General features: G+C 33.4%; 21 protein-coding genes. 5 read left to right on the forward strand and 16 right to left on the reverse strand.

Annotation, left to right across the window (positions count from 1 at the left end; all coding sequences use genetic code 11):
* Positions 1 to 74 precede the first annotated feature (74 nt).
* A complete protein-coding gene (locus C8P67_RS20845; protein ID WP_115815134.1) occupies positions 75 to 2489 on the reverse strand; it encodes an efflux RND transporter permease subunit in 2415 nt (804 codons plus the stop codon).
* A gap of 183 nt (positions 2490 to 2672) precedes the next feature.
* On the opposite strand from C8P67_RS20845, the gene C8P67_RS20850 reads away from it, so the two are divergent.
* From C8P67_RS20850 to C8P67_RS20860, 3 genes are read left to right on the forward strand one after another with little or no spacing between them, the layout of a single operon-like run.
* Positions 2673 to 4943, forward strand: a complete 2271-nt coding sequence (locus tag C8P67_RS20850) for a cation:proton antiporter (protein WP_115815135.1) — start codon at positions 2673 to 2675, stop codon at positions 4941 to 4943.
* A gap of 26 nt (positions 4944 to 4969) precedes the next feature.
* Positions 4970 to 5728, forward strand: a complete 759-nt coding sequence (locus C8P67_RS20855; RefSeq protein ID WP_115815136.1) for a sensor histidine kinase — start codon at positions 4970 to 4972, stop codon at positions 5726 to 5728.
* On the forward strand, positions 5697 to 6416 hold the full coding sequence (locus C8P67_RS20860; protein WP_115815137.1) for a LytR/AlgR family response regulator transcription factor: 720 nt from the start codon (positions 5697 to 5699) through the stop codon (positions 6414 to 6416). Before C8P67_RS20855 ends, C8P67_RS20860 begins: the two co-directional genes overlap by 32 nt.
* A 30-nt stretch (positions 6417 to 6446) precedes the next feature.
* Here C8P67_RS20860 and C8P67_RS20865 read toward each other — a convergent pair whose 3' ends face one another.
* From C8P67_RS20865 to C8P67_RS20875, 3 genes are all read right to left on the reverse strand, one after another.
* A complete protein-coding gene (locus tag C8P67_RS20865; RefSeq protein WP_115815138.1) occupies positions 6447 to 7502 on the reverse strand; it encodes a DUF3137 domain-containing protein in 1056 nt (351 codons plus the stop codon).
* A gap of 6 nt (positions 7503 to 7508) precedes the next feature.
* On the reverse strand, positions 7509 to 8102 hold the full coding sequence (locus tag C8P67_RS20870; RefSeq protein WP_115815139.1) for a LemA family protein: 594 nt from the start codon (positions 8100 to 8102) through the stop codon (positions 7509 to 7511).
* 151 nt (positions 8103 to 8253) lie between these two features.
* Positions 8254 to 8895, reverse strand: coding sequence for a hypothetical protein (locus tag C8P67_RS20875; RefSeq protein WP_115815140.1), 642 nt, complete (start codon positions 8893 to 8895; stop codon positions 8254 to 8256).
* A 390-nt stretch (positions 8896 to 9285) separates the two neighbouring features.
* Here C8P67_RS20875 and C8P67_RS20880 point away from each other — a divergent pair, with 390 nt between their 5' ends.
* Entirely contained in the window at positions 9286 to 11556 is a 2271-nt protein-coding gene (locus C8P67_RS20880) for a cation:proton antiporter (RefSeq protein WP_115815141.1), read from the forward strand.
* Positions 11557 to 11606: 50 nt separating this feature from the next.
* Here the strand turns inward: C8P67_RS20880 and C8P67_RS20885 are convergent, their stop codons facing one another.
* From C8P67_RS20885 to C8P67_RS20900, 4 genes are all read right to left on the reverse strand, one after another.
* Entirely contained in the window at positions 11607 to 14105 is a 2499-nt protein-coding gene (locus tag C8P67_RS20885) for a DUF5686 family protein (RefSeq protein WP_115815142.1), read from the reverse strand.
* A 119-nt stretch (positions 14106 to 14224) separates the two neighbouring features.
* A complete protein-coding gene (frr, locus tag C8P67_RS20890; protein WP_115815143.1) occupies positions 14225 to 14788 on the reverse strand; it encodes a ribosome recycling factor in 564 nt (187 codons plus the stop codon).
* 63 nt (positions 14789 to 14851) lie between these two features.
* Positions 14852 to 15559 carry a UMP kinase gene (gene pyrH / locus C8P67_RS20895; protein ID WP_115815144.1) on the reverse strand — a complete coding sequence of 236 codons (708 nt, stop codon included), beginning with the start codon at positions 15557 to 15559 and terminating at the stop codon, positions 14852 to 14854.
* Between the two features lie 402 nt (positions 15560 to 15961).
* Entirely contained in the window at positions 15962 to 17176 is a 1215-nt protein-coding gene (locus C8P67_RS20900; protein ID WP_115815145.1) for a porin family protein, read from the reverse strand.
* A 403-nt stretch (positions 17177 to 17579) separates the two neighbouring features.
* Between C8P67_RS20900 and C8P67_RS20905 the strand changes: the two genes are divergently transcribed.
* Positions 17580 to 18191 carry a thioredoxin family protein gene (locus C8P67_RS20905; protein ID WP_115815146.1) on the forward strand — a complete coding sequence of 204 codons (612 nt, stop codon included), beginning with the start codon at positions 17580 to 17582 and terminating at the stop codon, positions 18189 to 18191.
* 312 nt (positions 18192 to 18503) lie between these two features.
* Here C8P67_RS20905 and truB read toward each other — a convergent pair whose 3' ends face one another.
* From truB to C8P67_RS20945, 8 genes are all read right to left on the reverse strand, one after another.
* On the reverse strand, positions 18504 to 19202 hold the full coding sequence (truB, locus tag C8P67_RS20910; protein WP_115815173.1) for a tRNA pseudouridine(55) synthase TruB: 699 nt from the start codon (positions 19200 to 19202) through the stop codon (positions 18504 to 18506).
* Positions 19203 to 19212: 10 nt separating this feature from the next.
* Positions 19213 to 19965, reverse strand: a complete 753-nt coding sequence (locus C8P67_RS20915; RefSeq protein WP_115815147.1) for a ceramidase domain-containing protein — start codon at positions 19963 to 19965, stop codon at positions 19213 to 19215.
* The gene (locus C8P67_RS20920; RefSeq protein ID WP_115815148.1) at positions 19965 to 20762 is read right to left on the reverse strand and encodes an undecaprenyl-diphosphate phosphatase; all 798 of its coding nucleotides are present in this window, start codon (positions 20760 to 20762) and stop codon (positions 19965 to 19967) included. Before C8P67_RS20920 ends, C8P67_RS20915 begins: the two co-directional genes overlap by 1 nt.
* 80 nt (positions 20763 to 20842) lie before the next feature.
* On the reverse strand, positions 20843 to 21085 hold the full coding sequence (locus C8P67_RS20925) for a DUF3098 domain-containing protein (protein WP_115815149.1): 243 nt from the start codon (positions 21083 to 21085) through the stop codon (positions 20843 to 20845).
* A gap of 48 nt (positions 21086 to 21133) precedes the next feature.
* Positions 21134 to 22009 carry a cell division protein FtsX gene (locus tag C8P67_RS20930; protein ID WP_115815150.1) on the reverse strand — a complete coding sequence of 292 codons (876 nt, stop codon included), beginning with the start codon at positions 22007 to 22009 and terminating at the stop codon, positions 21134 to 21136.
* A 164-nt stretch (positions 22010 to 22173) separates the two neighbouring features.
* Positions 22174 to 23049, reverse strand: a complete 876-nt coding sequence (locus tag C8P67_RS20935; RefSeq protein ID WP_115815151.1) for a sulfate/molybdate ABC transporter ATP-binding protein — start codon at positions 23047 to 23049, stop codon at positions 22174 to 22176.
* Complete coding sequence (modB, locus tag C8P67_RS20940) at positions 23046 to 23723, reverse strand: molybdate ABC transporter permease subunit (RefSeq protein ID WP_115815152.1); 678 nt, start codon at positions 23721 to 23723, stop codon at positions 23046 to 23048. The genes C8P67_RS20935 and modB overlap by 4 nt, the downstream gene beginning before the upstream one ends.
* On the reverse strand, positions 23716 to 24117 hold the full coding sequence (locus C8P67_RS20945; RefSeq protein ID WP_115815153.1) for a TOBE domain-containing protein: 402 nt from the start codon (positions 24115 to 24117) through the stop codon (positions 23716 to 23718). The genes modB and C8P67_RS20945 overlap by 8 nt, the downstream gene beginning before the upstream one ends.
* Positions 24118 to 24135 lie beyond the last annotated feature (18 nt).

The raw sequence follows: 24135 nt of genomic DNA on the forward strand, positions 1-24135 counted from the left end.
GTTAATAAATAAAAAAATCCAGCCGAAGCTAGATTTTTTTATTTGAAGGGTTATAATGTAGTAGTTTTTATAATTTATTTTTTCTCAAAATCTTCAATCTCTTCATCTGTAAATTCTAGTATTTCAAGTTTAGGCTCTATAAATTCCTGTTCGTTTGCTAAAGTTCTGTTCAGGGTTAAAACCAAGGCTGGCAATAACATCAAATTCGACAGCATTCCGAATAATAAAGTCAGTGAAACCAATCCGCCAAGGGCAATGGTTCCTCCAAAACTGGAAAGCATGAATACCGAAAATCCAAAGAACAATACGATAGAAGTATAGAACATACTCAAACCAGCATCGTTGAAAGTTGCGTAAACAGATTTACGGATTTTCCAGTCGTTTTTCTTTAATTCCTCTCGGTATTGCGCCAAAAACCGCACGGTATCATCGACTGAAAGTCCAAAAGCAATTCCGAAAACCAATATTGTTGAAGGCTTCAGCGGAATGTCAAAAAAGCCCATAATTCCTGCAGTTAACAGTAACGGCAGTAAATTAGGAATAATAGAAACCAAAATCATTTTAAAAGAACGGAACATAAATCCAATTAAAAGTGCCGTTAGGAAAAATGCAAAAACCAATGACGAAAGTAAATTATCCAGCAGGTAGCCGGTTCCTTTTTGGAACACAAATGCTTTTCCTGTGATAGTAACTTTGTATCTGTCCGGCGGGAAAATTTTCTCAGCTTTTTTACGAATTTCAGCTTCAACTATCGGCATTACACCTCCATTGTCATCACGCATAAAAGTAGTAATTCGGGCAAATTGTCCTGTTTTATCTACATAGCTTTTCATCAGGTCGCCTTTAGCGTTTTTGGTAGCATTTTTGGCATACGACAAAATAAAAGCCTGTTCCTGTGAATTGGGTAATTCGTAATATTCTGGATTGCCATTATAATAAGCCTGTTTGGAATATTTTACCAAATTGACAACCGAAATAGGTTTTGATAATTCTGGAATTTCGTCAATTGCTGTTTCCAGTTCATCCATTCGCTTCAGCGTAGAAAGTTTCATCACACCTTTTTTATGTTTGGTGTCGATCATGATTTCCAATGGCATTACACCGTCAAATTCTTTTTCAAAGAAGAGAATGTCTTGGAAAAAAGGTGCTTTTTTGGGCATATCTTCTATTAAACTTCCAGAGATACGCATTTTGTAAATCCCGATAATACTGATTACAAGCAATGATACAGCAACCACGTAAATAGAAAATCGGCTTTCTTTTACGTTTCGCAGAATCCAGTCCATAAATGCTTTTACGTAGCCTCTGTCCAAGTGCTCAATATGGCGGTCTTTTGGAGCAGGAATGTAACTGTGAAAAACAGGAATTACAATGATGCATAAAAAGAACAATGCCATAATGTTAATGGAAGTTACATTTCCAAACTCAATTAGCAGTTTGTTATTTGAAGTAATAAATGTGAAAAAACCAATCGCTGTAGTCACATTAGTCATAAGAGTTGCCATACCGACTTTGGTCGTAACACGCTGTAAAGCTTTGGCTTTATTTCTGTGAACTTTGTATTCCTGATGGTATTTATTGGTAAGGAAAATACAATTTGGTATTCCAATTACAATTATAAGTGAAGGAACTAAAGCAGTTAAAACAGTAATTTCATAATTTAATAATCCTAAGAAACCAAAGGACCACATTACACCAATAATCACAATAATAATTGAGATTAAAGTAGCTCTAAAACTTCTGAAAAAGAAAAAGAAAAGCAATGAAGTTACTAGTAATGAAGCACCAATGAAAAGACCAATTTCACTAATAATAGTTTCAGCATTGAGTGTTCGTATATATGGCATTCCAGAAACACGAAGGTCAATATTAGTTTCTTTTTCGAAAGCTTCGACGGCTGGAACCAATTTATCTGAAATGAAATTCTTTCTTATTGGTGTATTTACGATTTTCTTATCTAAATAAATTGCAGAACGGATTGTTCCCGATCTTTTATTGAAAAGCAGTCCTTCGTAAAAAGGCAGATCATTGAAGAGTTCCTTTTTAATTTTTTCAAGATAAACTTTATCTGTGGTTTTGTTTGGATCAACAAAAGGAATCAATTCGAATTTTTGCAGAGCCTCGTTTTTTTGCAGTTTCTTTAAATTGTTTATAGAAATAACTAAATCAACGGCTTTGTCTTCATTAAGCGTGTTCATTAATTTAGCCCAAGCGGCATAAGCTTTTGGAGTAAAAAATGTTTTGTCTTTTACACCAATTATAACCAAATTTCCTTCCTCGCCAAACTTGTCTAAAAAGGCATTGTATTCGATATTTACAATATTGTCATCAGGTAACATATTGGCCTCGGTATGCGTAAAATGGATGTTTTTCCACTGCATTGCCAAAAAAACTGTTATCGCTACAATAATTGATAACATTAAAATTCTATTTCTAAGTACGACTCTGGCGATTAATTCCCAAAATCCTAAGCTAAACCACTTGATCATGTTAATTTTTTAAATCGCGCAAAGGTAGTTAAAAGCGCCGTAACCCTTGTTTTTTACAGATTGCTTTTTGTTAATTTAATTGTAATTTTTTATTTTTATTTAATGACAAAATAACTTTGTAGCCTGTAATTTATATATATTTGGTTTTTTTCAGACGTACATGAAAAATTATTGAAAACAGCTATGAAAAAGTACAGGAATACATTGTTTTATTTGGGAGTTACAGGCGGTTTTACTGCACTAATATACTGGATAGTAAAGGAAGGAAAGCAGCTTGAAGGAAAAGAAACAATCATCCATACTGAAGGCAGCGGTGATTCTTGGCAGGAATTTTTGACTTCAATGATTCACAATGTGCAGGATCCTTTGGCTATTTTATTAGCACAGATTATCATGATTATTCTCGTTGCCCGCTTATTTGGATGGATTTTTAAAAAAATTGGACAGCCGTCTGTAATTGGTGAAATTATTGCCGGTATTGCACTTGGACCATCCTTATTGGGTTTATATTTTCCTGAGTTTTTCCACGCACTTTTTCCCGCTAATTCATTAGAAAATTTAAAATTTTTGAGTCAGATTGGTTTGATACTTTTTATGTTCGTAATTGGTATGGAACTCGATATCAAAGTATTGAAAAACAGGGCGAAAGAAGCCGTAGTTATTAGTCATGCGAGTATCGTTATTCCGTTTGCACTTGGAATTGGACTGGCTTATTTTGTTTACAATCGTTTTGCTCCCGAGGGCGTCAAGTTTCTTTCTTTCAGTTTGTTTATGGGAATTGCCATGAGTATTACGGCTTTTCCAGTTTTGGCACGAATTGTTCAGGAAAGAGGGATGCATAAAACTAAATTGGGAGCTATCGCAATTACCTGCGCTGCTGCCGATGATATTACAGCCTGGTGTTTATTGGCTGTTGTAATTGCAATTGTAAAAGCAGGAACTTTCGAGAGTTCTATGTATATTATTTTACTTGCCGCACTTTATGTGATAATGATGATTTATCTGGTAAAACCTTTCTTGAAACGAATAGGGGATTTGTATGGTTCCAAAGACAGTTTGAGCAAACCTGTTGTAGCGATCTTTTTTCTGTTATTAATTATATCTTCTTATGCTACCGAATTGATTGGGATTCATGCATTATTCGGTGCTTTCATGATGGGTGCTATTATGCCTGATGTTCCAAAATTTAGAACTGTATTTATTTCTAAAGTCGAAGATGTATCTGTAATACTACTTCTTCCTTTGTTTTTTGTGTTCACGGGACTGCGTACCGAAATAGGTTTAATAAACGAGCCGTATTTATGGAAAGTTACTGGTTTTATTATTCTGGTTGCAGTGGCAGGAAAGTTTTTTGGAAGTGCTTTGGCAGCAAAATTCGTTGGGCAGAGCTGGAGGAACAGCCTTATCATTGGAGCTTTGATGAATACCAGAGGATTGATGGAGTTAATTGTTTTGAACATTGGATTGGCTCTTGGCGTACTCACAAGCGAAGTTTTTACGATGATGGTAATCATGGCTTTGGTGACCACTTTTATGACAGGACCTGCTTTGGATTTGATTAATTATATTTTTAAAACTACTGATATCACTGATCATGATGAGGAAACAGATCAAAGCAAGTATAGAGTTTTGATTTCTTTTGGAAATAATGAAAAAGGAAAATCACTTTTGCGATTAGCTCATAGTCTGGTTAAAAAACAAAAAGAAACCTGCAATATTACTGCCTTACATTTATCATTGAGCGATGAAATGCATACTTTCAATATTGAGGATAAGGAGAAAAGCAGTTTTAGTCCTATCATGAAAGAGGCGGTTGTTTTAAAACAGGAGATAACTCCAATTTTTAAAGCGACGCTCGATGTTGAATCAGAAATAATTGACATTGCAAATCAAGGAGATTACGATTTATTGTTAGTTGGTTTGGGTAAATCTATTTTCGAAGGAACTATACTTGGAAAAGTAATTGGGTTTACATCCCGAATTATTAATCCGGAACGATTGCTTGATAAATTTACTGGTAAAGAGGGTTTGTTTGCCAATTCGCCGTTTGATGAAAGAACCAGACAAATTGTAACCAGAGTAAAACTGCCATTGGGAGTTTTGATTGATAAAGATCTGAAAGAAGTAAATCAGGTTTTTGTTCCAATATTTTGTTCCGAAGATTCTTTTTTAATTGATTATGCCCAAAAATTGATTTACAACAATAATACTTCTGTAACCTTTTTGGACATGAAAGGCCATATGGAATCTAATTTTGTTATTGCAAGCGCTATTGGTTCTTTAAAACAAAAATTCCCTGCTAATGTAATTTTGAATAATGAATCTATTCTTCAGAATGAATTTTTAGAGAAACAAAATTTAATGATGGTAAGTCTGGACAGCTGGAAAGATTTATTAGATGCCAGTTCAGAATGGTTAAGCGGAGTGCCATCAGTATTGATTATAAAACCTTAGATTATAACCACAGAAACTAAATAAGAATGAACACTGCAAATAATAGTATTGTATATGTTTTGCTGGCTATTATTTTAGTGTTTCTTATCGTGCTCTGTTATCTTGTTTATCGATTGTGGGAATCTGGAAAAGCCAAAAAAAGGATTGAAGAGAAATTCGATTTCCTCGAAATGAAAGTTGGTAATCTGCAATTGGAGACACTGGAATCCAAACTCAATCCGCATCTTTTTAAGAATATTCTAAATTCGATTCAGTCGCACGCCTACCAAACGTATTTTGCTTTGGATAAACTGGCCAATGTTTTGGATTATATTTTATACGAAAGCCAAAAGAAGTTTGTTTCTCCAAAAGAGGAAATTCAGTTTGCTCTCAATCTTATCGAAATTAATAAAATTAAAGTAAGTCCGTTATTTGATTTAAAAGTAAAAACTAAGGTTAATGAAGATGAAAAACTCTATGAACAAAATCTGCTGGCGCCGCTGATTTCTATTGATTTAATCGAAAACGCCTTCAAACATGCCGATCTGCAGAGTGCTGATGCTTTTATTTCAGTACTTTTTGAATTTAAGGATAATTGCTTTTACTTGACGGTTTCCAATAAAATTTCGGAGAAAAAAGCATTAAAGAAAGAACGAAGCGGTATCGGAGCAGCAACCTTGGAACAGCGATTGAAAATTATCTACAAAAATCAGTTCAAATTGGATAAATTTGTCGAAAACGACATTTATATTGCGCATTTAAAAATCAATCTGCTTGAATACAAAAATCAAATGTTTACTGCTTGACGACGAACTTCCAGGTCTTACTTACCTGAAAATGCTCTGCGAACAAATTCCTAATTTAGAAGTCATAAAAGCTTTTAATGATCCGCAGAAGTTACTAAATGAAATTTCCAATCTTGAATTCGATTTGTGCATTTCGGATATTGAAATGCCAGGAATTGACGGTTTGACTCTGGCAAATCTGCTTCAGGATAAGCTGGTGATTTTTACGACTGCTTACAAAAATTACGCCGCCGAAGCATTTGATATTAATGCTGTGGATTACATTACCAAACCTGTTACTCTGGAACGTTTGGAAAGGGCTGTCGCAAAAGCTTTGGAGCGATTTCAGAAAAAAGAAACTCCTAAAAAATTCATTCAGTTAAATACTGATAAAGGAAAGTCTCTGCTGTATTTTGAGCAGATTCAATATGTCAAAACGGCATTGATTGACAGCAGAGATAAAGAAGTGCATTTGGCAGACGGCAGTGTTTTACTTCTGAAAAATATCAATTTTGGTTCATTATTAAATCAGCTTCCAAAGGCTGATTTCTGCCGTGTGAACAAAAAAGAAATCATCGCTTTATCGGCCGTACAGTTTTTTAATCATAATGAAATTACGCTTTCGATTCATGAAAAAAACGGAAAACCGATTGTGCTAGTTTTGAGTGAAACGTATAGAAATGATTTTTTGGAGAGAGTGAAAATTTAATTTCATTAGCTGGCTGAGTAGATTTTTATCTTATGCTTTACTCCAAATTCTTCGGTCGATATTTAAGTTTTTTACAATTTCCTCAAATGAATTGATTTCTTCAATATAATTTAAAAAGTAATTCTCATTTTCAATTTTAGTATATATATCTGCTTTGAAAAGGTTCTTTTTCCATGGAATTAAAAAGTAAATTTTCCCTTCAATAAATGAGATAATTGGTAATGCATTTTCTTTTACTGATAAGATATTTATTCTGTCAATTAAGTTTTGTGATAATACATAATATCCCGTCTGAACATCTGATGTATATATGCTGTAATTGTCATTTATATTTTGATTCTCGACACTTATTTTGGTTAATGATTTTGGGGTGAATATTTCATCGACTTTATCTTTTAGATTTTCATTTTGTTTAGGAATCATCATGATTTTTCCAGTAAAATTTTTGTTGAAATCTGCATACATGAAAAAACCAGAATAAAACATGTTAATATCTTTGATTACACCCGCAAAAACATCATCGGGCTGATTGTCATTGTCGAAAATATTTTTAAAAATTTCTATAGGTATCAGAATGAGCGAAAGTAAACAGCCTCCGGCAGTCTTGGTGTAATTGGTTACTTCTTTATGAAATTTGATTTCAAAAAACTCTACATCTATATTTTCTATTTTGCCTTTTGTATAATCTTCACCCTCAATTTCAATTGTATCAGCAAAGAATCCTTTGTTTAGGATTTCACTTTCTTTCAGGATTTTATTGTTGTAACCATAGGAAGAATAACTTAAATTGGGTTTAGTTTTTTCAAAAATTTTGGGCAAAAAATTGTCTTTTAAATTTGATTCAAAAACTGCTTTTGGGTCATTCATTGCCAAAGTTAACAGGAACATAATTCCAATGGTAATTGTTACTGGTAGCAGTATCGGAATTATACAATTTAAGACTGCAACGACTATTAGAATTCCCTTCAATAACTTTCTTAAAGGTTTTACTACACTGTAAATCCTATTGAGATTAACAGCTTTAATTCTTGATTTTTCCAGCGACTGTGCTTGTTCATTTAAAAAAACAATTAATTCTTTGTCCATGTAATCTTAATTAAATAGTCCTTTTAAATTTGGTGCCGATTTAGAATTTTGCTCAGCTATAAAATACGGTCTTATAGTAAAGTCATAAATACTAGCAAATAAGTTCGAAGGAAATGCTTGTATGGAGTCATTCAGGGTTTTAACAGATGCATTATATGCTCTTCTCGCAGCACTTATCTGTTCTTCAGCTTCATTTAGGCTTCTTTGTAAATGCAGCATGTTTTCATTGGATTTTAAATCAGGATAATTTTCAATAGTAACCATCACCTGTTTTAGTTGTTCTGTTAAATTGTTTTCTAAACTAAATCTTTCTGCCGAGCCAGGATTTATTTGAGTTATCCTGCTTCTTAACTCTACAATTTCTTTGAGGGTATTTTGTTCAAATGACATGTATTTTTTTACGCTTTCTACCAAATTCGGGATAAGTTCACCTCTTTTTTGTAATTCAACATCAACACCGCTGAACGCGTATTCAACTTGATTTTTCTTTCTTACTAATCCATTGTAAATAGATATAAAGACTGGAATGGTTATAAAAAATATTGGTAATGTAATTATTGTTAAGATTATAAGAGTAATAAAGGCAGTAGTTTTGTTCATGATTTATGTGTTTTTGTTTTCCTTTTTTTTTTGAAGTTTTGTTCAAAGCAATGTTTTGATTATACAATGGTTTGGGATTAAATTATGTCAATTATTCGGATTTGCTAAATCATCTTTCCATTAAGCTCATTGCCAAAATCCGTTGTAGCTGTTATAAGCTGACTTCTTTCTCTTTTAGTTTTTTAGTCACTGTTTCTAAATCTCTATTTTCAATGTCGTAAATCAAAGTCAAATTGGTTTCGAATGCTGGAACTGCAATATTCATTTCCCAATTTTCGGTAATTTTCGGAAACATTTTTTTGGAATTTTCCAAGAATCTAAACCATCCTGGTGTTTCTTCATTTATTTTAAAATTGAAATTATTCGAGCAATAAATTTCTAAAGTTATTAGGTCAGTTGCGTACAAATCTATTTTATAAGCTACCATAGAATTAATTTCGTTCCAATTTATTTCTTTAATTGAATTTTCGATTTGAATTGAAAAAGAATTATCGTTAAAAGTAAAAATTCCATTGTCGTTATATATTTCCATAAAGCTTTTATTGAAATCTATACTTTGATTGGCTTCAGTTTTTCCAGTTATTTTATAGTAAAATTTCTCAATAGACTTTGAGTTTGGATAATAATAATAAAGCAAAGTCGCAATTAATGCGCAAGCAAAGTAAAGAAATCCAAGTAATCCAATGATTTTAATAAATATAGATTCTTCGGTGTAGAATATAAGAATTAAAGAAACAAACATTAAAAATACTCCCACAAATATAGTTTTCTGTATTTCTTTTCCGTTAATCATTTGTTGGTTTAGTTTGTCGTTTGCTTATAACTTGTAAATACTAGCAATAAAAATAACTTCAAAACCACCCAGTTTCGGCTGTATTTTGTGTTATAAAAACCGCTGGTGTTTATTAGACTAATGTAGAGATAAATATTTACAAATCATCAAAGAATTTTGTCTGATAAATGTTTTTTCGTAGTTTCATTAACTTTGAAAAAAACATTGTTTTATTAGTTTGTAAATCTATTGGGGACATTTTGTATTTGGATGAATATGCTTCAAGGGTTAACTTATTACAAAGTTTTTCCCTCTTGTTACATCACGCCAAAATTAGACCGCGATTCGTTTTAGGCTTTCAAAATCTGTTTACATATTTGCACCTGAATTAAATTGCTTTAATCAAAACATATGAAAAACGTAACCAAATCTTTTTTTTACCTGACAATGATAGGCGGTTTTTCCGGATTAATCTATTGGATTATCCTTAAAGGAAAAATGCTGGAAACTGGACGAAATATTGTTCCTAACCATATAGAAAATGGACATTGGAATGATTTTGTAACATCGATGATGCATAATTTACAGCATCCTTTGGCTATACTTTTGGCACAGATTGTAACTATAATTCTGGTTGCCCGCTTTTTTGGCTGGGTCTGCAGAAAAATTGGTCAGCCTACCGTAATTGGCGAAATGATTGCTGGAATTGTTTTAGGTCCTTCTTTAATCGGAATGTACTTTCCGGAATTTTCGGCAATGCTGTTCCCTAAAGATTCACTGGGTAATCTACAGTTTTTGAGCCAGATTGGATTAATCCTTTTCATGTTTGTTATTGGAATGGAACTCGATCTGAAAGCACTTAAAAATAAAGCTCATGATGCTGTAGTTATCAGCCATGCGAGTATTATAGTTCCTTTTGCGCTAGGTCTTGGGCTGGCTTATTTTATATATCATTCCTTTGCTCCACAAGGGGTTGAATTTATTTCTTTTGGATTATTCTTAGGAATCGCGATGAGTATCACTGCATTTCCTGTTTTGGCAGGAATCGTGAGAGAACGCGGTATTCATAAGACCAAGCTGGGAGCTATTGTAATTACCTGTGCGGCAGCAGATGATGTTACTGCATGGTGCATTCTTGCAGCTGTAATTGCGATTGTAAAAGCGGGTTCATTTACCAGTTCCTTATATGTTATTGCATTGGCGGTATTGTATGTATTGCTGATGCTGAAGGTTGTTCGTCCTTTTCTAAAAAAGGTTGGGGATCTGAGCTCAACAAGAGAAAGCCTGAGCAAGCCCGTTGTAGCTATTTTCTTTTTGACTTTATTGCTTTCTTCTTATGTGACAGAATTGATTGGAATCCATGCTTTGTTTGGAGCATTTTTAGCAGGTGCAATCATGCCCGAAAACAATAAATTCCGTTCCATTTTTATCGAAAAAATAGAAGACGTTTCGGTTGTTGTTTTACTGCCATTGTTTTTTGTTTTTACAGGATTAAGAACACAAATCGGATTGATTGATGATCCGTATTTATGGAAAATTACGGGCGTTATTATTTTAGTTGCTGTTGCAGGAAAGTTTTTTGGCAGCGCGCTTGCTGCAAAATTTGTCGGTCATAGCTGGAAAGACAGTCTGTCTATCGGAACTTTAATGAACACAAGAGGTCTGATGGAATTGGTGGTGTTGAACATTGGTTACGATTTAGGTGTTTTGTCTACCGAAATCTTTACAATGATGGTGATTATGGCTCTGGTGACAACATTCATGACGGGACCGGCTCTGGATTTGATAAATTATATTTTTAGAACAAAACCTGAAACCGTGCCAGAAGGAATAGGCGCCAAGAATAAATATAAAATTATCATTTCGTTTGATAATTCTGAAAAAGGTAAAAAACTGCTTAAAGTAGCCAATAGTCTCGTAAAAAAGCAAAGTGTAAATTCTATTGTTACTACGATGCATTTATCATTGAGTACGGAGGTGCATTCATTTGATGTGAAGGATTATGAAAAAGAAATGTTTTTGCCGGTTATTGCTGAGTCTGAAAATTTGGATCAAAAAGTGTATACCCTTTTTAAAGTATCAAATGATATCGAATCTGAAATTACGGAGACGGCAAACCAGGGAGAGTACGATCTGCTGCTGGTTGGTTTAGGGCAGTCTATTTTTGATGGAACGCTGTTGGGAAAAGTGCTTGGATTTACAACACGAATCATCAATCCGGACCGTTTTATAGATAAAATTACGGGTAAAGAAGGATTGTTTGAAAATTCCCCGTTTGATGAAAGAACAAGGCAGATTATCGCCAATAGCAAAATGCCGGTCGGAATTCTTGTTGATAAAAATCTGGTTGCAATCGATCGTGTATTTATGCCTGTTTTTAATAAGGAAGACGGATTTTTGATGGAGTTTGCTCAAAAAATGATTCATAATAATGGTGCTCAAGTTACTATTTTTGATGCTGTTGGACAGATAAAAGACAATCGTGAAATTCAGGAATTAGTTCGTTCGATAGAGCAGATTGCTCCCAATCACATAGCAATGATGCAGGAAAGAATCATAAAAAAAGAATTTCTCGAAGAACAGGATCTTATGATTATTAGTCTGGAAAGCTGGAAAAAACTGATTGATTCTCACAGCCCTTGGCTTAACAATACGCCTTCGGTATTAATTATAAAACCGTAAATTTTTTAAAAAAAAGTTCTAGCAGTTTTTAGGAAATGTTAGAACTTTTTTTAAAGTCCCAAATCAAGAATGAAAGTAAGTTTTACTGCGATATTGTCTTTTACATCGCTTAAGTGGTTTGGTCCGTAACGGTAATAACCGCCAAGTCCAAATCCGTTGAAAATTTGGTTAAGTTCCAATCCCGATTCAAAAAAGCCTTTATTCAAGGTTTTGAAGTCGAGGCCAACATGGTTTTCTTTGCTTTTTATATTGCCCCAAGCCATTCGGCTTACAAAATCTATGGAAGGTTTTATTTTTTTGAAAAGAAATATTCTGCTGAAACCATGCTTGAATTGAAAGGACATAAATTCGCTGGAGAAAAATTCGTTGAAATACATGGTCTCAAAACTGTTTTTACCCGCAAAAGTAATTCTCTTAAAAATGGTTTCCTGGTTGAGGTTATTTGGCGAATTGCTGTATAGCTGCGGAAGAGGTATATCGCCAAAAGCACTTCCGGCTTCAAACAGTAAAGAGGTTCTTTGACCATTTAAATATTTGATTTGGTAATCAGCTTTAAAATCAATTTTTGTAAAGCTAAAATCATTGTTAAGAACTTCAGGAATGGACTGCGTGAGCTGTAATGTGAATTTTGGAAACCTTTTTTCAGTTTCAATCCGCCCGCTTGGAGTCTGCATATAATCGCTTCTTGGATTCCACCTTATAGAAAGCGTTGCCGTAGTCATCGTATAACTGTGGTAGGAAGTTCCATTGAGATTGTAAGTGTAATCAAATTGAGGCGTTACAAAAGTATGAGCCAGTGCCAAAACGCTTTCTGTTTTTGGAATAATCCGGGTTTCCAAAGCAACTCTCCAGCGTTCATATCTGTAAAAAGTGTTGAAGTTTATCGTACGAGGATCATAAATTTTGAAAGCTCTTTTATCAACGGCATAATCAGTGCTTGCGATATCCCGAAGATCATCGGTATAGCTCGCTCCAATCCAGGTATTCGAGAATTTATCTACTCTGGCGCTGGCTCCTGCATTGTATTTAAAGTTATAATCCCGAAGTCCGTAAGCGGCATATCCTTCCAAGCGGTACTTTTTGGAGAAAAAATCATTGGTTGTGCCGCCAATGCCCAGCCGCAGTCCTTCGTAATTATTATAGCTTAGTATTTTTCGCAGATCAAAATCCCAGAAGCTGTAGGGAAGGTAACCAGTTAAGATTTTACGTCCAAAATTCAGCTTGCTTTCAATTCTTTTTTTTATCGAAATGCTGTCCAGCGATAAATAAGTTTTTTCGCTTCGGCTGTCCAGACTGTCTTTTCGGAATTCAGTCCAAAAGCTTTCGGGTTTGTTTATTGCATTGTCCTTAATTTCAACCTGAACGATGGGTTTTTTGATTGCCACAGGCACTGTGTACTGAATGTCGAAATTGGTGGTTTTAGAAAGGAGATATATATAATCGGTTTCATTTCTTTTTCTTGTTGTCAGGTCTTCTTCAATATCACCGTCAAATTCAATGGTACCGCCCAAAATTTTGATATCATCATCATTGGTTCCTTTCACAATTTTAAACGTTGTTACGGTAGGAAACCACAAATATTTCTCAGGAATAAATTCAAATTCATGTACACTGCTAATGTCCAGTATGCCTTTGATTCGTATAATTGCTTTTGCAACGGCATAATTTATCTCATCAACATACAGGATTCCTTCCAGACCGGCAGCCTTTTTCTTTTTCTTGTTTTTGAAATAAATCATATAAGTATTCCGACCGTTTACAGCCACAGTGTCCAGCAGTTTGAAATTGTAATCATTTAAGGCATTATCTGCAATCGGGCTGTTGTATTTGGTTTCGAAAAGCTCATATTTAGGATCATATATGGAGTAGGACTGAAGATTAAACGTTAGGATTTCGTACACCGGCTGTTTGAATCCTGCCATTTTTGTGCCCAGAATGGTTTCTTTTAGTCTTTTGCCGTCAAATTGAAATTTGGATACTTTCTCTGTTTGAAACAAATGCTGTTTCTTGACGAGCTGTTTGAATTTATAATCGGTGGAATCCAGTTTTTTTAGATAAGTTTCAAATGAATTGGATACAAAAACAGAGTCGATTGATCCGTTGATGGAGTCTGGATTGGCAGTGACAATAAGTTTGTTGTAAGACTTGTATTCAAAGTTTTTCAGTCTTTTTCGAGGATTGTTTTCGGCTTTATTTTCAATGGTTTTTTTTATAATGGCCAATGCCGGATTCACATTTGAAATTCGGACTTCATTGAGGTTGTCTGTTTTTTGCTGTAACAATATTTTGTAAAACAATTGACTAGCAATGACAGTAGTTGTATTTTTCTGATATCCTACATACGAAACTGCAAGAGACAAAATTTTGTTTTTGGAAACAATATTAAATTTTCCGTCAACATCCGATATACTGCTGGAACCGTCATCTGAAACAATAGAGGCAAAAGGAAGTGCTTTTTGGGTCGTGGCGTCTTTTACAATTCCGTTTACCTGAAATTGTGCCTTTAGCGAAAGCGTAAAAAAGAAGAACAATAAAATACATTGCTTCATAAAAACGTTTTGTTGCAAAAAATGAAATTCAGTTTTAGTTTGTGCTGGTAAAAAGGTATAAAAAAAATCTGCCGTGTTCCGATTGAACTTGACAGATTTTTTTATTTTTTGTCGAAAGATTATACTTTCATTATTTCGGCTTCTTTCACTGCTAGAAGTTCGTCAATTTTTTTAATAAAAGAATTGGTTAAGTTTTGAACCTGTTCTTCGGCGCTTTTGCAGATATCTTCCGAAGTTCCTTCTTTCTCTAATTTTTTGATATCCGTATTGGCATCTTTTCGAGCGTTTCTAACACCAATTTTAGCATCTTCAGACTCAGATTTTGCTTGTTTGGCAAGTTCACGTCTTCTGTCTTCTGTCAAAGGCGGAACACTGATAATGATTACATCACCGTTGTTCATTGGGTTAAAACCTAAATTGGCAATCATAATCGCTTTTTCTATTGGATGCAGCATGCTTTTTTCAAACGGCTGCAAAGTGATAGTTCGGGCATCAGGAACACTGATTTTTGATACTTGCGACAAAGGTGATGCAGATCCATAATAATCTACAAAAACACTTCCCAGCATTGCAGGTGATGCTTTTCCAGCACGAATATTTAAAAAAGCTTTTTCTAAATGCTCAATCGAACCATTCATTGATTCTTCAGTGCTGTCTAATATAAATTCAATTTCTTCTGTCATGATTTTATGGTTTGTTGTTTTTTGTTTGTGGTTTATTGTTGACTATAAACAATAAAACCTAAACTATACATTAACTACGGTTCCAATATTTTCTCCTTCGCAGATTTTCAATAGATTTCCTATTTTGTTCATGTCAAAAACAACTATAGGCAATTTGTTTTCCTGACTTAAGGTAAAAGCTGTTGTGTCCATTACATTCAGTCCCTTTTTCAGTACATCATCAAATGAAATAAAGTCAAATTTCACTGCAGAAGCATTTTTTTCCGGGTCAGAATCATAAACGCCGTCAACGCGGGTTCCTTTTAAAATAACATCGGCATTAATTTCGATACCACGTAAAACAGCAGCCGTATCAGTTGTGAAATATGGGTTTCCTGTTCCAGCTCCAAAAATTACAATTCTTCCTTTTTCTAAATGGCGGTCTGCTCTTCTTTTGATATAAGGCTCTGCGATGGATTCCATTTTTAAAGCCGTCTGTAAACGGGTTTTCATTCCTTTATCTTCCAGAGCCCCTTGTAATGCCATTCCGTTAATTACAGTAGCAAGCATTCCCATATAATCCCCTTGTACTCTGTCCATTCCTGAACTGGCTCCGGCCACTCCTCTAAAAATGTTTCCTCCTCCAATTACAATTGCGATTTCAACACCTTTGGAATGAATTTGCTTAATTTCATCGGCATATTCAGCCAGTCGTTTTGGGTCAATGCCGTATTGTAAATCACCCATTAAAGCTTCACCGCTTAATTTCAGAAGGATTCTTTTGTATTTCATCAGTCAGTTTTATTTTTTTTAAGGTCTCCTTTCGTTTATCGAAAGTAAATTGGGTGAGCCATTTAGTTAAATGTCACGAAATTTGTGCAAATATAGACATATTCTGTTTTTTTTGAAAATAGTGTTCCTTAAATATTTAAATTAAGTTTCAAGATTATTGCTTTTATATTTTAAAAAGAGATATTGAGTGAGTACATAATTTTAGATCACTAAAAGGTAATTAATAATAGAAACAGAGGGCATTAATGTTAAGGCCTTGAAGAGATAGGATGGTCTGTTTCGGAGGAATTTATGGTATGAATATATTCTTGTTTTAATTTTATAAAAGATTGTGATGAATTAAACAAAAATATCGGAATATACATATAACCTGACATTTTTGTTTTTAACTATATACGTATTCTAAAATAGGGTATAACCTAATATAATTGAAGCCGTTTTATAATTAGAATCCCAGAATATATATTTTGATAAAATGTTTCTAGCAGTATTATATCTCATTTCAATACTATATTTGTTTTGTAATTTATAACCTATTCCAAATGCCATATTTCCTGCATTGCTAATCGTTAGTGGGTCAGAAGCATTCATATCTCCGAATTTATATTGAATTTGAGAATTAAAAGCGACAGAATACATAAAGGAAGCATTTATAAATATTTTAGAATTATTGTTTAAGAAAAAATAATGTCTTATTCCTAAGGGGATTTCTAAATTTTTATAGGTTACTTCTGCTTTAAATGCCCTATCAGGATATTTGTCAGTATCTATTGTTGATAATACATCATAATTTTGATAGGTAGGTTCCAGTATAACTGACCATTTGTTTTTATTAAACGGTAAAATAAATTCTGTTTCAATCCCAAAACCAAAAGTCATTTGATTTCCAAAGTCATTATCGTAAAATTTAGTCTCATTTCTGTTTACAGTTAGAGAGGAAATATTTAAATGGGGCCTTAATGTTAAATTAAATACATCTCTTTGTTTTGTTGATGTATAATTGATAGAGTTACTATTACTGCATTTGTTGTACTCATTAAACAGATTTACTAAACTGTTTTTATTATAGTTTAGTTTTAAAAGATTTTTGATGTCTATTGATGAGCATTTTAAATTATCAAACAATTGTTTTCTAAATAAATTATTCTGTACAATTTCATTTAAAGAGTTTTTATAACTTTTTAAGACTAACTGTTCGATTTTTGAGTTGTCCACGTTATAAAAATATTTTGCTGGATTTCCTGCTGTATATAAATTTGCTTTACCTTCAATCAATACTTTTAAAAATAGTTGTGTTTGTTTGAATTTAGGATTCATATCATTACTCATATCATTTATGTTTTCATTCGATATTTCTATATCGACCGTCTCTCTAATAAATTTTGAGGCGCCGTAAATTCCGAACTCCTTGACAGATTCAATACCATTTGTTTTTATATCTTCATTTTCAGAAAGCCTGTATTTAAAATCAGTTGGATCGCCTGCCCAGTCATTATTTTTGATAAAGCATTCAATTTTTTGTTCCGAATTATCAATGAAATAGCCTTTTTCAAAGGAAATTTGAGAATAGCAGCTCATGGTTAATAGTGTGGTAAAAAGGAGAAATAATCTTTTCATTTTGTTTGGTTAATAGTTTTTGCTTAAGATTTTTTTGGTTGTAATTATACGAAAAATACTTCTTCCGTTAACCGTGCTGTAATAGATTTTTTCTGGTAAAAAATGGTCTTGTGTTTACAAATATTATTTTATTTAGGATCAATTGCTGTGAAATGGATGGAAATGTGTAGAGTAGTACACAAACGAGATCTCAATCAGGAATAATCACTTTTTATTTTTCTAAGGTGATTTTTATCACTTTTTAAAATGAATCATATCTCTAATTTTGCATTATAAACTTGTATATGAAATGCACATATTGTTGTTGAGGCAGTGGAAACAATCACGAAAAAATGATGAAATAGGCTGTCAAGGGTCAACAGCAATATGTAAATTTCTTTAATCAGAATTAAATTGAAAGAAAATGAAAAGATCCGTAGATAAAGCATTGCTTAGCAGCTATTCGTATTCTGAATATAAAAAAATAATTTCTGATTTGCTGATTGAAGGAAAATCAACTGGGAAAGAACAATCAGAAGATTTGCTGCAATATAGTGTTTTAAACGAAATCCGTTTAAAGCGTTTGGACAAAACTATATGTATTCCCGAAGAAATTAGCAGTCAGTTAAAGTCATGTGAAAAAGAATACATTTGGCTAGTTGTCGCCGAAGGCTGGTGTGGTGATGCTGCACAGATTTTGCCGATATTAAATAAAATGAGTTTAGAATCGGATAAAATTGATCTTAGAATCGTTTTGCGTGATGCTAACGATGAATTGATGAGTCATTTTTTAACCAATGGAGCAAGAGCGATTCCAAAATTGATTATTGTCGATAAAGAATCGGGTGAAGTCTGTGATCATTGGGGACCAAGGCCACAAGGCGCTTCAGATTTAATAAAAGACTACAAAGAAGAGTTTAGTATTGTAGACCAAGAAGCAAAAAGACAGCTGCAGCTGTGGTATTTGCGAGATAGAGGACTTTCGGTACAAAATGAAGTTGCAAAGAAAATGTGTCTAGAATGTCTTTGTTCATAAAATTTTATTTTTTTATTTTTTATTTTAAAAAATAAATGTAAATTGCTGATTGCTAACAGGTCTGCTATTTTTGATTTACTTTTTTTTATAGGTGTCTTTAAATATTGTTTAACAATCTAAAAACATCATTATGAAAAAATTGTTTGAAAAGTTTTATGATTATGTGTCGTATTTTCTATACGGAAATGAAAGCGCAGTTCATTATTGACCAGTTGTTTAAGCAAATTGAAAAGAAAGTATGAATTGATTCTGCTTTCGTTTCAGTAAAAACACATTTCAAATTCATTTGATATTTGTAATGTGTTTTTTTGTTTATAATTTTGAAATAAGGGTTTGTTCAAAATCAATTACATTTATGGCATCTGCTACATTGTAATCTCCAATTTTTGTTCTGCGCAAAACTGTTAAATGTGAACCAGAATTCATGGCTTTTCCAAAATCATAAGCCAGGGAGCGAATATAAGTTCCCTTACTGCAGACAACTCTAAAATCAACTTCAGGAAGTGCAATTCGAATGATTTCAAATTCATGAATGGTAGTTTTTCTTGAAGCAATTTCTACAGTTTCACCAGCTCGCGCATGTTCGTACAAGCGGACTCCATCTTTTTTAATAGCTGAAAAAATCGGTGGCTTTTGATCAATTTCTCCTAAAAATTGTTTTACAGTTTCATGAATCAAAGATTCGTCAATATGTGAAGTATCGAAAGTCTGGTCAACTTCGGTTTCTAAATCGTAGGAAGGCGTTGTTGCTCCAATATGAAAAGTACCTGTATATTCTTTAGCCTGACCCTGCAGTTCAGATATGCTTTTGGTGAATTTTCCAGTACAGATTAATAACAGACCGGATGCTAATGGATCTAAAGTGCCGGCATGCCCAATTTTGAATTTTTTTGGCAGTCCAGCTTTATTGATCAGCGCATATTTGATTTTATTTACAGCTTGAAAAGAAGTAAAATGCAAAGGTTTGTCAATTAAGAGAACCTGACCGTTTAAAAAATCTTCTGGTGTCAAAAAAGTTGATTTATCTTGCATTTTTGATAAGAATTTGATTTTTTTTACTAATAAAAGAATAGAAAACCAATGAGGCAATGGCTGCTGCAAAATGTTTTAATGTATGACCACTCAATAATTCATTAGTCTTTTTGTAAATCTGTATATCAAAACTTTCTAATACTTTTGCAAGTACATAGGCTAATAATATAAGCCAGAAATATTTTTTGGATGCTGGATTGTTTTTCGATAATAAAAGAATTACTATAATCAGTAGTATAGGCAAAAATTGAATCAATAAATAAAAGCGTAAGTCATGAAAAATTATCCAATAAACCACAGATAAAATTCCGATTGATAAAAACCATGGCAATGCTTTTTTTCCAAAATCAGAATCTACAAATTCGCCGATGATTATAGATAAAAACGACATGAATGAAATTGTCATAGGTAATCTGTCCCATACCAAGGTGGCGTCGTTTGGATTATAATGATACCAGGCTGATCCAAAGCCCGTAAAAAAAATGCCAACAAAAAAGAATAGGAAGTTATTTTTTAATGCGTAACCCTGAAAAGATTTTGAAGTTTTCCAAAGTCCCATGAATCCAATAATAACGAAAGGGAGATTAGAAATTACGTTCCAAAAATTTGTAACACAAAAGAGATTCACTTTATCTGCAAAATTATGATAGCCTTGATTTTGACTAATTGGCTGTATGAAAAGAACAACTACAACAGCAATGATTGCAATGCTGCACACAATTTTGAACAGTACTTTTTGCATTAAATTATAGTCAAAGGATGGATGAAATAATGAATTGCCAGCAATAGAATTCCAGCAATAATTCGGTAATAACCAAAAACTTTAAATCCGTTTTTTGTCAAAAATCCGATGAAACTTTTAATGGCCAAAAGAGCAACAATAAAAGCTACAATGTTTCCAATGACCAGTAAATTAATCTGATCGTCAGTTAGTATAAAACCGTCTTTATAATAATCATAGCATTTTTTTGCGGTAGCTCCCAGCATGGTTGGGACAGCAAGAAAGAAGGAGAATTCAGCAGCAGAAGTTCGCGATAGTTTTTGCGACATTCCGCCGACAATAGAAGCACCACTTCTGGAAACTCCTGGTATCATTGCAAGACATTGAAATAAACCAATTTTCAGAGCCTGTAAATAAGTGATTTCATCTGAGGTTTCAGAAGTATTTGGATTATTGAACCATTCGTCAACTTTTAATAAAATAATACCTCCTATTAATAAAGAAACAGCAACTGTTACAGGATTCTCAAGTAAGGCATCTATTTTTTTACTGAAAAGCAAACCAAAAACAACAGCCGGAATGAAAGCAACCAATAATTTGAAATAAAAATCTAAGGATTGAAAAAATCGCTTGAAATATAAAATCACAACCGATAAAATAGCTCCCAGCTGAATTACAATAGTAAAAAGTTTCGTAAAATCATCGTGAGCAATTCCAAAAAAGGAAGAAGCAATAATCATGTGGCCGGTAGAAGAAACAGGCAGAAACTCCGTAATTCCTTCGATAATAGCAAGAACAATAGCTTGTAATGTATTCATTTTTGTAGTGATCTGTGTTCCGTTTTCAGTTTTTCGTTTTGATCTGCAATTACTGCAGACTTATAACTGAATACTGCAAACTACTTTTTAGGGTTTTTAAGAATAGCATAAATAGTAATTCCAAAACCAATTAAAACTGTTGTTGGTGCCAAACGAATCCTTCTGAAATTAAAAATTTCTTCATTAAATACATTTGGGTCATCACTTCCTCCTCCAGACATTAAAATAAATCCAAGAGCTATCACTCCAATTCCTATCAATAGAATTTTATAATTTACTTTTTCAAAAAGAAATTCGTGTTTGTTTTCTTCGCTGTTTTTCATTTTATCATGTTTAGAAACGAAGTATTCTCGTTTCTATATTTTATTAAATTAGTATAAATCGTCTGTTCTTAAGTTCAAGAAGCGCTGCGTTGCAAAATACGTGCTAAGCCAAGTAATTAAAACTCCAATTCCAAATATGGCAATTAATACAACAGCAACTATTAATTTATCGTTTAAAATTCCCAAGCCAGGGTACGTATTATCTAGGTAGATGAGTAGTACTATCAAAGCAAGAATTGCAAGACCTGCACCAATCATGCCTAGTTTTATGCTGCGCATTACAAATGGTTTACGGATGAAAGATTTTGTAGCGCCAACCATCTGCATGGTTTTAATAATAAATCGGTTTGAATAGATTGATAGGCGTAAAGAGCTGTTAATTAATAGTACAGCAATAATAGTCAGTAAGCCACTTACGATCAATATCCACATACTTACTTTTTGAATGTTGTCATTTACCAGATTCACTAATTGTTTGTCATAAACAATATCCGAAATCATAGCATTTTTTCGAAGACGAGATTCAATTTTAGTAATACTGTCTCTAACTACATAATTGGCTTTTAAGTGAATATCGAAAGAGTTTTGCAGAGGATTTTCGCCTAAAAAAGTAACGAAATCTTCGCCAATAATATCCGAATGTTCTTTTGCAGCCGCTTCTTTGGTAACATAAACAAAAGATTTTGCAAAACGGGCAGTTTTTAGCTCTTGATCAAAAGCTTTTAAGATAGTGTCATTGGCTTCGTTCTTAAAAAACACTGTCATCGCAATTTCTTCTTTGAAATCGTCAGCAAGTTTTTTAGAATTTATAATGAAAAAGCCCAGAACTCCTAATAGAAATAATACTAGAAATATACTCAATACTACCGAGAAATAAGAGGAAAGTAACCTGCGTTTTTGAAATTTTTCAAATGATGAAGCCATAGTTTTTTTGTAATTATGGGGTAAAAATAATAAACATATTCTTTAATTTGAAGTTAAAGACGGTCAAAGTTTTAAGTTTAGGGCATAAAGATGATTTTTTCAATGAATTTATGTTTTTTTTAAGTTAATTCGATGGTTCGGTAAACATCAATTCCATATCAAAATCATTTCAATTTGCTCAAAATTGGATTAAACGCTTTCGAAGAAACTACAATTTTTTCGCCTGTTCGTAGTGTTTTAATTTCTTCTTCCATCGCAATCACTTTTACAATATTGGAACCAATTAAAACCGAAACAATGTAGATGAAATTTTCTTTCTCGATTTTTAAAATTTCGCCAATAAACTGAAATTTTCCGCTATTGGAGTGGCTCGAAAATACTTCTGAAGGTGTTCCTTGTTTTGTGATGGTGCCATTTTCGATAACAATCACTTGGTCCGAAAGTTTATAAATTTCTGAAATATCGTGACTGACTAAAATGGTTGTCAAGTTGTATTTTCGATGTACTTCCAAAAGATAGTCCTGCAGTTTCAAACGCATTTCGGTATCAATTGCAGATAACGGTTCGTCCAAAAGCAGAATGTCAGGTTGCCGAACCAAGGCTCTTGCCAAAGCCACACGCTGCTGCTGTCCGCCTGATAAGTGATTTGGTTTTTGATGCTGTAAAGAAACGAGTTCCATAGTCTGCAGCAGTTCATCAATAATGGTTTTGTCTTGTCCTTTTTCTAATGCAAAAAGAAGGTTTTCCCGAACGCTCATATTTGGGAATAATGCATAATCCTGAAAAACGTAACCAATTTTACGTTTTTGCGGAGGCAGATTTATTTTCGTATTAGTGTCCAGCCAAAAACTGTCTTTGACTTTTACAAATCCTTCATCAGGATTCATCAAGCCCGAAAGAATCTGCAGAGTTGTTGTTTTTCCTGATCCCGAAGCTCCATACAAAGTCACAAAATCATTTTCCTTAACTTGGAAATCAAGATCCAAAATCATTGTTCCCGATGCGGACTGCAGTTTTTTGCTGATTTTAAATTCAATCATGGCAGCGGACTTATTTTGCTAAAGCGATGGTTAATACTATAAATGGCCAATAAAACAACAAAAGAAAAAATCAGCAAAATAGCCGAATATACATTGGCATTATGATAATTCATTGCGGTTACTTCATCGAATACGGCTATTGAAACCACTTTTGTTTCGTTTGGAATGCTTCCGCCAACCATTAAAACAACTCCGAATTCACCGATTGTATGAGCAAAACTGAGAACAATTCCCGTAAGCAGTGCGGTTTTCATATTCGGAAGTAAAACATGAAAAATGGTCTGCCATTTGCTTTTTCCTAATGTGTATGAAGCGTCAATTAAGTTTTTGGATATCGATTTGAAACCGCTTTGAGCGGGCTGAACCATAAACGGCAGGCTGTATAAAACGGATGAAATGACCAGACCGGTAAAAGTAAACACCAATCGGATATCGAAATAATTGTCCAAAAATTTACCAAAAGCATTCTCAGGGCTAAAGGCAATCAGTAAATAAAACCCCAAAACCGAAGGCGGTAAAACCAACGGCAGACTCACAATTGCTTCGATAATTACTTTTGATTTCGTTTTGCTGTAAGTCAGCCAGTAAGCCAATGGCAGTCCGACGATAAGTAAAATTACTGTCGTCGTAAAAGCTAGTTGCAGCGTGAGAAATATGGGTTCGAAATCAATCATTGGACAAACTTATTTCGTTAGTTTTAATCATGGCAGTGATTTCGTCATTTTCCTGAATTTCGAGCTGGTCAAAAGCGTTTCTGGTAATTACAGAAGTTATTTTTGCAGTTTCAAAATTCAGAACTATTTTACAAAGCAGCGCTCCTTTTTCAAACGAATCTACGGTACAGTCAATTTTGTTTTGAAGGCTTATAATTCCTGTAATTTTTTTGGCAAGAATGACTTCGGTTTCTTTGAAAAGTAATTTTATAGTGTTTCCAGTTTTTAGATAAGATGCTGTTTCAGGAGTATCAATTACTATCGAAGTAAATACAGTCTGCTGCACTTGTATTTTTACCAAAGACAAAGAGCCTTCGGTAGTTATTTCGGTAATATTTCCTAAAAGTGTGTTCATTTAATAGTAAAATTTTAA

The sequence above is a fragment of the Flavobacterium aquicola genome, assembly GCF_003385115.1.
Classification (GTDB): domain Bacteria; phylum Bacteroidota; class Bacteroidia; order Flavobacteriales; family Flavobacteriaceae; genus Flavobacterium; species Flavobacterium aquicola.

Excerpts from the sequence above, each read along its gene's own strand:
- C8P67_RS20845 (WP_115815134.1), bottom strand. The coding sequence starts at position 2,489 with ATGATCAAGTGGTTTAGCTTAGGATTTTGGGAATTAATCGCCAGAGTC.
- C8P67_RS20850 (WP_115815135.1), top strand. The coding sequence starts at position 2,673 with ATGAAAAAGTACAGGAATACATTGTTTTATTTGGGAGTTACAGGCGGT.
- C8P67_RS20855 (WP_115815136.1), top strand. The coding sequence starts at position 4,970 with ATGAACACTGCAAATAATAGTATTGTATATGTTTTGCTGGCTATTATT.
- C8P67_RS20865 (WP_115815138.1), bottom strand. The coding sequence starts at position 7,502 with ATGGACAAAGAATTAATTGTTTTTTTAAATGAACAAGCACAGTCGCTG.
- C8P67_RS20870 (WP_115815139.1), bottom strand. The coding sequence starts at position 8,102 with ATGAACAAAACTACTGCCTTTATTACTCTTATAATCTTAACAATAATT.
- C8P67_RS20875 (WP_115815140.1), bottom strand. The coding sequence starts at position 8,895 with ATGATTAACGGAAAAGAAATACAGAAAACTATATTTGTGGGAGTATTT.
- C8P67_RS20880 (WP_115815141.1), top strand. The coding sequence starts at position 9,286 with ATGAAAAACGTAACCAAATCTTTTTTTTACCTGACAATGATAGGCGGT.
- C8P67_RS20885 (WP_115815142.1), bottom strand. The coding sequence starts at position 14,105 with ATGAAGCAATGTATTTTATTGTTCTTCTTTTTTACGCTTTCGCTAAAG.
- frr (WP_115815143.1), bottom strand. The coding sequence starts at position 14,788 with ATGACAGAAGAAATTGAATTTATATTAGACAGCACTGAAGAATCAATG.
- pyrH (WP_115815144.1), bottom strand. The coding sequence starts at position 15,559 with ATGAAATACAAAAGAATCCTTCTGAAATTAAGCGGTGAAGCTTTAATG.
- C8P67_RS20900 (WP_115815145.1), bottom strand. The coding sequence starts at position 17,176 with ATGAAAAGATTATTTCTCCTTTTTACCACACTATTAACCATGAGCTGC.
- C8P67_RS20905 (WP_115815146.1), top strand. The coding sequence starts at position 17,580 with ATGAAAAGATCCGTAGATAAAGCATTGCTTAGCAGCTATTCGTATTCT.
- C8P67_RS20915 (WP_115815147.1), bottom strand. The coding sequence starts at position 19,965 with ATGCAAAAAGTACTGTTCAAAATTGTGTGCAGCATTGCAATCATTGCT.
- C8P67_RS20920 (WP_115815148.1), bottom strand. The coding sequence starts at position 20,762 with ATGAATACATTACAAGCTATTGTTCTTGCTATTATCGAAGGAATTACG.
- C8P67_RS20925 (WP_115815149.1), bottom strand. The coding sequence starts at position 21,085 with ATGAAAAACAGCGAAGAAAACAAACACGAATTTCTTTTTGAAAAAGTA.
- C8P67_RS20930 (WP_115815150.1), bottom strand. The coding sequence starts at position 22,009 with ATGGCTTCATCATTTGAAAAATTTCAAAAACGCAGGTTACTTTCCTCT.
- C8P67_RS20935 (WP_115815151.1), bottom strand. The coding sequence starts at position 23,049 with ATGATTGAATTTAAAATCAGCAAAAAACTGCAGTCCGCATCGGGAACA.
- modB (WP_115815152.1), bottom strand. The coding sequence starts at position 23,723 with ATGATTGATTTCGAACCCATATTTCTCACGCTGCAACTAGCTTTTACG.
- C8P67_RS20945 (WP_115815153.1), bottom strand. The coding sequence starts at position 24,117 with ATGAACACACTTTTAGGAAATATTACCGAAATAACTACCGAAGGCTCT.